This is a genomic window from Cellulomonas hominis (assembly GCF_901521055.1).
GTDB lineage: Bacteria > Actinomycetota > Actinomycetes > Actinomycetales > Cellulomonadaceae > Cellulomonas > Cellulomonas endometrii.
Genome location: NZ_CABEGA010000098.1, coordinates 1 through 5,143, shown reverse-complemented (window position 1 = coordinate 5,143; position 5,143 = coordinate 1). Strand labels below are relative to the sequence as shown.

The window sequence follows — 5,143 nt, the reverse complement described above, 5'->3', positions numbered from 1 at the left end:
CGTCGGGGCGGACGCCGCCGCGGGCCTGGGCGACTTCCTCAACGCGCTGCTCACCGTCGTCGCGGTCGCCGTCGGGGTGCTCGTGGGGAGCGGGCTGTCCGAGCGCGTCGGCCGGGCGACCGGCGGGGGGGGGGGGGGGGGGGGGGGGCCCGCCGCACCGCCCGCACCACCGCGGAGGGCGGCCGGAGGGACCGGGGTGATCCAGGCCTCCTCCGGCCGCAGCGGCCCGGCGGCCGGCCCGGGAGGGGCCGACCGCCGGGACGTGCGGCAGGGGGTCACCGGGGGCGGTGACCCCCTCTCGTGTGCCCGGGGCCGCGGCGCCGCGCGCGGAGCCCGCCGCAGACTGCGCCCGCTGGCAGAGACTGCGCCCGGTAGCAGAGACTGCGCCCGCTGCAGGAGGCGCAGTCCCGGCCAGCGGGCGCAATCGTGAGCGGAAGGCAGCGGGCAGCGGGCGCAGCGGTGGCTGCGGGCGAGGCCGACGGGCCGGTCAGCGGTTGGCGAGGGCCGTCAGCAGGCGACGGACGCTGGACTCCAGGCCCCAGCGGGCGGTGAGGTCGACCAGGGCCTCCGGGTCGGCGGGCTCCCGCGGGAGGGTGAACGCCTGCGGGTCCGCGGGAGCACCGGGGGCGTCCGCGAGCTCGACGGGGGCGTCCGGCGCGACACGGACCACCGCGGGCGCGACGGCCAGGTACGCGTCCGCGTCGAGCAGGCGGCGTCGCTGGGTGGCGGTGAGCCCCGGGTCGCCGGAGTCGCGCGCCGCGAGCAGCGCCGGCAGGTCGCCGTACCGCGCGAGCATCGACGCCGCGGTCTTCTCCCCGATGCCGGGGACGCCGGGCAGCCCGTCGCTCGGGTCGCCGCGCAGCACCGCCATGTCGGCGTACGCCGGCCCGGACGCCACCGCGTACTTCTCCCGCAGCCGCGCGGCGTCGACGACCTCGATGTCCTTGATGCCGCGGATCGTGTAGAGCACCCGCACCGGCGCTACGTCGTCGACGAGCTGGAACAGGTCCCGGTCCCCCGTGACGACCAGCACCGGCGACCGCTCCCCCGCCGGGCGCGCCACCTCGCGGGCGGTCAGCGTGCCGATCACGTCGTCGGCCTCGTACCCCGCCGCCCCGGCGCGCGCGATGCCCAGCGCGGCCAGCACCTCGGCGATCACCGGCACCTGCGGGGCCAGGGTGTCCGGCACCTCCTCGACCGCGACCGTGCCCCCGGACCCGGCAGCCGCGGCCGCGTCCGCCCCGCCGACCACCCGGTGCGCCTTGTACGACGGGATCGCCGCGACCCGGAACGCCGGGCGCCAGTCCTCGTCCCAGCACGCGACGAGGCGGTCCGGCCGGTGGTCGGTCACCAGGCGGGCGATCATGTCGAGCAGCCCCCGCACGGCGTTCACCGGCGTGCCGTCCGGCGCCTTCACCGAGTCGGGGACCCCGTAGTAGGCGCGGAAGTACAGCGAGGCGGAGTCGAGGAGCATCAGCGCGTGACGGTCGGCGGCCATGCCCCGAGTGTGGCATCGGGAGGGCTGTCGGTGGCTAGCCTGTCGCCCATGACGGCGGACGCGCAGGGGCAGCCGGCCTGGGAGCTCGCGGACGCGTGGGTCCTCGCGTCGGTGGAGCGTGGGTGCTCCAGCACCGACCTGACCCGGCTCCTCGCTGCGGCCGACCGCCTCCACCACGCCATTCCGGAGCACGACGAGGTCGCGCGGGGCGTCGGCAGGCTCGCCGCCTCCGGGCTGCTGGAGGTCACGGCGCAGCACCTCGCACCCACCCCCGCGGGGGCGGAGGTGCTGCGGCGCGGCACCGGAGCCGGCGACGACCTCGTCCTGTCCCTGCTCGACGCCCTGAGGCCGGTCCCGCTCGTGGAGGGCGTCTGGGCGGTCCCGCCCGGTGCGATCGAGGCGGGCCACCGGCGGTACACGCACCCGCTCACGTGGTGGCTCCCACCCCGGAGGCGGAGGTACAGCAGCCGTGGCAGGCACTGAGCGCGCCTGGTGGCCGCCCCGTCCGGGCGCCGTCAGGCGGAGTCGCGCTCCACGAGGGACGTCGGGAGGGTGATGCGGGCGGGCTCCGCGCCCTCGACGACCTCCAGCAGCAGCCGCACCATCTCGGCGGCGATGCGCTCGAACGGCTGCCGCATGGTGGTCAGCGGCGGCTCGAGCGTCGCGGCGAGGCCGGAGTCGTCGAACCCGCCGACGGCCACGTCGCCCGGGACGGAGCGCCCCGCCTCCCGGAGCGCGACGAGCGCCCCGGCGGCCATGAGGTCGGAGGCGACGAACACCGCGTCGAGGTCCGGCCGGCGGTCGAGGAGCTCGCGCATCGCGGCCTGGCCGGACGCGCGGGAGTAGTCGCCGTGCGCGACCAGCGCCTCGTCGTACCCGTCGCCGAGCGCGTCCCGGTACCCGGCGAGCCGGCGCAGCCCGCCGGGGGTGTCCATCGGGCCGGTGATCGTCGCGACGCGGGTGCGGCCGCGCGACAGCAGGTGCGACGTCATCCGGCGGGCGCCGCCGTGGTCGTCGGCCGCGACCCAGCCGATGCGGTCCTCGTACCCGAGGGGCTCGCCGCAGGCGATCGTCGGGACGCCCTGCCGGAGCAGGTCGCCCACCACGGGGTTGCCGCGGTGGGACGAGATGAGCAGCACCCCGTCGACGTGGCCCGCGGCGACGTACTCGGTGATCCGGCGCCGCTCCTGCGGGGTGCCGGCGACCATGAGCAGCAGCGGCATCTCCCGCGCCGCGAGAGCCTCGGCGGCGGCGCGGAGCAGGATCGAGAACGTCGGGTCCTCGAACAGCAGGTGCTGGGGCTCGGTCAGCAGGAACGCGACGGAGTTCGCCCGGCCGGTGACGAGGCTGCGCGCGTGCTGGTTCGCCGAGTACCCCGTCGACCGGATGGCCTCCTGGACGGCCGCGAGCGCCTCGGGCGACACCCAGTGGCCGCCGTTGAGCACCCGGGAGACGGTGCCGCGCGAGACCCCGGCCGCCGCCGCGACGTCGCGGATGGTCGGGCGTCGGCGCGCGGTGGGCTCCACGCCGACAGACTTTACGGGCACGTCAGGCCTTCACGGCGCCCGCGGCGAGGTCGACCTGCCAGTAGCGCTGCAGCGTGAGGAACAGGGCGGTGAGCGGGATGATCGACAGCAGCGCTCCCGTGATCACCGAGGTGTACATCGCCGGCTGGGACGCCCCCTGGTTCAGCAGCCCCGAGAGGCCGACGGTGAGCGGGAACAGCCGGTCGTCGCCGAGCATGATGTACGGCAGCATGAAGTTGTTCCAGATCGCGACGAACTGGAACAGGAACACCGTCACCAGGCCGGGGACCATCATCGGCACGGAGATCGACGTGAACACCCGCCACTCCGGGGCGCCGTCGGTCCGGGCGGCCTCCAGCACGTCGTCCGGGACGGACGCCGCCGCGTAGATCCGGGCCAGGTAAATGCCGTACGGGCTGATGATGCTCGGCAGCAGCACCGACCAGTAGGTGTTGGTGAGCCCCACCTGCGCGAGCAGGAGGTACTGCGGGATGGCGAGCACGACGCCGGGCACCAGCACGCCCGCGAGGATGACGTTGAAGATCGCCTTCTTGCCGGCGAACTGGAACTTCGCGAGCCCGTAGCCGGCCATCGCCGACACGAGCACGGACAGCAGGCCACCGACGCCGGCGTACAGCGCCGTGTTCGCCATCCAGCGCCAGAACAGCCCGCCGCGGTACGCGGACAGCTCGGTGACGTTGTCCCACAGGTGCGTGGACGGCGCGAGGGTGAACGTGGAGAACAGCTCACCGGCGCTCTTCGTCGAGGCGATCAGCACCCACAGCACGGGGAACAGGCAGTAGGCGGCGCCGAGCAGCAGGATCAACGTCGGCCAGAACGCGGGCCGCTGCCGGGGCTGCCGGACGGTGGCGGCCGACGGGCCGCGACGGGCGACGGCGGGGCGGGACGGGGACAGGGTCGCCATGGGTCAGCCGTTCTCCTGGGCGAAGGCCCGGCGCTGCACGAGGCGCAGGAAGCCGAACGAGAGCACGAAGGTCGCCAGCGCGATCACGACGGACGTCGCGGCGGCGGAGTAGATGTCGTCGCGGGTGAAGGCGTCGCGGTACACCTTCATCAGCGGGCTCCACGTGGTGGAGATGGTGTTGGTCAGCGGCCGCAGGGTCGTCGGCTCGGCGAACACCTGCAGCGTCGCGATCATCGAGAACAGGAACGTGAGGATCAGCGACGGCAGGACGATCGGCACCTTGATCCGCCAGGCGATGCCCCGCTCGGTCGCGCCGTCGAGCCGCGCCGCCTCGTACAGGTCCGTCGGGATCGCCTTGAGCGCCGTGTAGATCACGATCATGTTGAAGCCGACGCCGCCCCACAGGCCGATGTTGGCGATGGCGAACAGGATCATGTTCGACGACAGCACGTCCGCGACCGGCAGGCCGAGCGCGTCCGCGACGTAGGCGAAGGGGCTGACGCGCGGCAGGTACAGGAAGCCCCACAGCAGCGAGGCGATCACGGCGGGCACCGCGTAGGGCAGGAAGATCGACACCCGCGAGAAGCCCTTCCCGCCGGTGCGCCGGGCGTCGAGCAGGAGCGCGAACAGCAGCGCGAGCCCCAGCATGGTCGGCACGAGCACGAGGCCGTAGAGCCCCACCCGACCGACCGACGCGAGGAACTCGGGGTCGGCGAGGGCGCGCGAGTAGTTGGAGAAGCCGGCCCAGACCTCCTGGCGCGCGCCGGCGCCCAGGCCGAGGCCGCTGACCTTGACGGTCCGCAGGCTCAGGTAGACGGCGTACCCGATGGGCAGCGCCAGGAACAGCACGAACAGCACCATCGCGGGGGCGAGGTACACGTACGGCGCGGCTCGGCGACGGGATCGCGGACGGCGCGGCACCTGCGCGGCAGGCGCTGCGGGCGCTGCGGCGGCGCGCGGCTCGGTGGTGGTCACGGAGGGATCCTTCCCGCGGGCGGGGCGGCAGTGGCGGGGGGGGGGGGGGGGGGCGGGGGGGGCGCCCCGGCGCGCCCCGGGGCGCCCGCCGGGCCCGTCGCTCCCGCCCTGCGCGCCGCCCTCGACGGCTACCTCGCGCACCTGACGGTCGAGCGCGGGCTCTCCGTCAACACCCTCGGCGCGTACCGCCGCGACCTCACGCGCTACGTCGAGCACCTG

Annotated in this window: 6 protein-coding genes; 2 read left to right on the top strand and 4 right to left on the bottom strand. The window is 75.1% G+C overall.

The genetic code is table 11. The annotated features are described in order from the left end of the window. Positions 1 to 487: 487 nt before the first annotated feature. Positions 488 to 1,498 carry a 5'-3' exonuclease gene (locus KJP73_RS18980; protein ID WP_249669556.1) on the bottom strand — a complete coding sequence of 337 codons (1,011 nt, stop codon included), beginning with the start codon at positions 1,496 to 1,498 and terminating at the stop codon, positions 488 to 490. A gap of 48 nt (positions 1,499 to 1,546) precedes the next feature. Between KJP73_RS18980 and KJP73_RS18975 the strand changes: the two genes are divergently transcribed. After that, positions 1,547 to 1,981, top strand: a complete 435-nt coding sequence (locus tag KJP73_RS18975; protein WP_213284440.1) for a hypothetical protein — start codon at positions 1,547 to 1,549, stop codon at positions 1,979 to 1,981. 32 nt (positions 1,982 to 2,013) lie between these two features. Here the strand turns inward: KJP73_RS18975 and KJP73_RS18970 are convergent, their stop codons facing one another. Genes KJP73_RS18970 through KJP73_RS18960 form a run of 3 tightly spaced genes read right to left on the bottom strand, consistent with a single transcriptional unit; the run spans position 2,014 to position 4,924 of the window. Beyond that, positions 2,014 to 3,024 (bottom strand): LacI family DNA-binding transcriptional regulator, encoded by a 1,011-nt coding sequence (locus KJP73_RS18970; RefSeq protein WP_213284439.1) that lies wholly within the window; start codon positions 3,022 to 3,024, stop codon positions 2,014 to 2,016. 22 nt (positions 3,025 to 3,046) lie between these two features. Next, the gene (locus KJP73_RS18965) at positions 3,047 to 3,949 is read right to left on the bottom strand and encodes a carbohydrate ABC transporter permease (RefSeq protein ID WP_213284438.1); all 903 of its coding nucleotides are present in this window, start codon (positions 3,947 to 3,949) and stop codon (positions 3,047 to 3,049) included. Positions 3,950 to 3,952: 3 nt separating this feature from the next. Further along, positions 3,953 to 4,924 (bottom strand): carbohydrate ABC transporter permease, encoded by a 972-nt coding sequence (locus tag KJP73_RS18960; RefSeq protein WP_433995185.1) that lies wholly within the window; start codon positions 4,922 to 4,924, stop codon positions 3,953 to 3,955. Positions 4,925 to 4,954: 30 nt separating this feature from the next. Between KJP73_RS18960 and KJP73_RS19455 the strand changes: the two genes are divergently transcribed. Beyond that, on the top strand, positions 4,955 to 5,143 hold a 189-nt coding region (locus KJP73_RS19455), incomplete at its 3' end, for a site-specific integrase (protein WP_249669555.1).